The following is a 1,705-nucleotide window of genomic DNA, read 5'->3' as shown; positions in this document are numbered from 1 at the left end:
TACAGAATGAAAGACAGCAAGAGTAAAATCGGCCAGCCGGAAAGCATTAATAGAATTGGGTTAGCCTGTAGATGCTGAAAGTCTGTATGAAGCAGTCTCATGGCTGATTGAAGTGCGACAAGCTCGAACATCTGAATGAGCAGCAATGTCGTAACCGTCGAAATGACCAGGGGGACGACGGCGATTTTAAATAAGAGCTTGCTCACTGCAAGAAAAATCAGCAGCTGCAAAATGAGACGAAGAGACATGGATACATCAAAGATGCGCAGGCATTCGAAGAAAGATGAGAGAAGCAAAGCTGCGAAAATAAACCTAGACTTGTATGTATAGAAGCGATAGCCCGCAAAGGTAATAGTTAACGCAAGCAGTAGGAACATTTCGGGGATAGAGTAAAAAACAAATACAATAAAGTCCATGCTGTATTCTCTCCTTGCATAAAATTAGACAAAATCATATAAAGTCCTTCAAGAAAAATCAATAAATCGTTCTGCAAATTATATCAAATTTCGACAATGTTTTATTTCTTTTTACTATGCCAGATGGTGCGGTGTTTAAAACCATCTATTCTTATAGTATTGAATAAATAGTATGAGAGGAAGCATCAATAGTCCATAGCTATCTTGTTTATTCTAAAGAATGTTGAGAAGAAAATCTTGTATTTTTATCAGAAGGTTGTAAAAAATATAGGTCAATATGACTACTTTTGCGTAAAATGTACCAAGAAGGAGACGGCTTCGTGAATATTGCTTCTTTCTGGGCTGCATTTTTTGTCGTTTTAGGTGGAATCATCGGAAAACTGATTGATTACTTGATAGGGAGGCAGAAGAACAAGCTCGAAAATGTAGAAAAAGGCGAAGGCCTTTTTCTTCTCCGGATCTCCTTTCCTCTTCCCTTCTTTCCTCACGATTTTCACAGAAAAGAGGAAATTGTCGGAAAAGAAGCGAAATAAGTATATAAAGTAGTGGTTGCCTAAGTGCATCCCGGATTTGAGAAGCGGGCAGGGGATAAGGATGAGCTTACTATGCAACTTTGGTTATTTGTTTCTTTATCTATGTATACTGTTCGGTATGTCCTTCTCGTTATTTACGCTCATTGAGCATACGTTTGCTGCGCAGACCGGTTCGTTTGAATATTTTGTTTGCTTGCTTACATCACATACCGTATGCAAGGACTTTTTTACGATGCTTCTTTCGGAGTAAGAGAAGAGCGACCGTTTCATAAGGCCTTGCTGATAAGAAACCTGACGAAAAATAGTATCGAGGCGGTGCCAAAGGACCGACTGCTCCGCCTCTCTCACGGCGTTTCTGTGCGATAGGTCCGGAATAAATTACCACGTCACTCTATGTATAGTTTCCTTGTAACGGTGGAATTTTAAGATTACAAGAACCAAGATTAACCATGTAGGAGGTTTCTCACATGCAAATAACACGTCAATCTACCCGATCACGTGGCACCAATGAGCTTATTGTACCGACCGCCGCATCTGCCCTGGATCAGATGAAATACGAAATCGCGGCAGAATTCGGTGTACAGCTTGGACCGGATACCACATCCCGTCAGAACGGTTCTGTGGGCGGCGAAATGACCAAGCGCCTTGTCCGTATGGCGGAGCAGCAGATAATCGGCCGCATCCACTAATCCTGTATAAAAGTTTCCCTAATGGTATAATAAGAAGAAGGATGTTCTATGATGAGCATCCTTTTTC

At 41.1% G+C, this 1,705-nt stretch carries 4 protein-coding genes; 3 read left to right on the top strand and 1 reads right to left on the bottom strand.

The window, feature by feature from the left end:
* Positions 1-416 (bottom strand): hypothetical protein (locus tag ADA01nite_RS21475; RefSeq protein ID WP_146812467.1); only part of this gene is annotated, 416 nt, incomplete at its 3' end.
* A 320-nt stretch (positions 417-736) separates the two neighbouring features.
* Here ADA01nite_RS21475 and ADA01nite_RS21470 point away from each other — a divergent pair.
* From ADA01nite_RS21470 to ADA01nite_RS21460, 3 genes are all read left to right on the top strand, one after another.
* Positions 737-949 (top strand): hypothetical protein, encoded by a 213-nt coding sequence (locus tag ADA01nite_RS21470; protein ID WP_146812466.1) that lies wholly within the window; start codon positions 737-739, stop codon positions 947-949.
* 61 nt (positions 950-1,010) lie between these two features.
* Positions 1,011-1,199: a hypothetical protein gene (locus ADA01nite_RS21465; protein ID WP_146812465.1), complete on the top strand. Its 189-nt coding sequence runs from the start codon at positions 1,011-1,013 to the stop codon at positions 1,197-1,199.
* 217 nt (positions 1,200-1,416) lie between these two features.
* The gene (locus ADA01nite_RS21460; protein ID WP_146812464.1) at positions 1,417-1,638 is read left to right on the top strand and encodes an alpha/beta-type small acid-soluble spore protein; all 222 of its coding nucleotides are present in this window, start codon (positions 1,417-1,419) and stop codon (positions 1,636-1,638) included.
* Positions 1,639-1,705: the final 67 nt, after the last annotated feature.

Source organism: Aneurinibacillus danicus (genome assembly GCF_007991215.1).
Classification (GTDB): Bacteria; Bacillota; Bacilli; order Aneurinibacillales; family Aneurinibacillaceae; genus Aneurinibacillus; species Aneurinibacillus danicus.
This window is presented reverse-complemented; position numbering and strand designations above follow the sequence as displayed.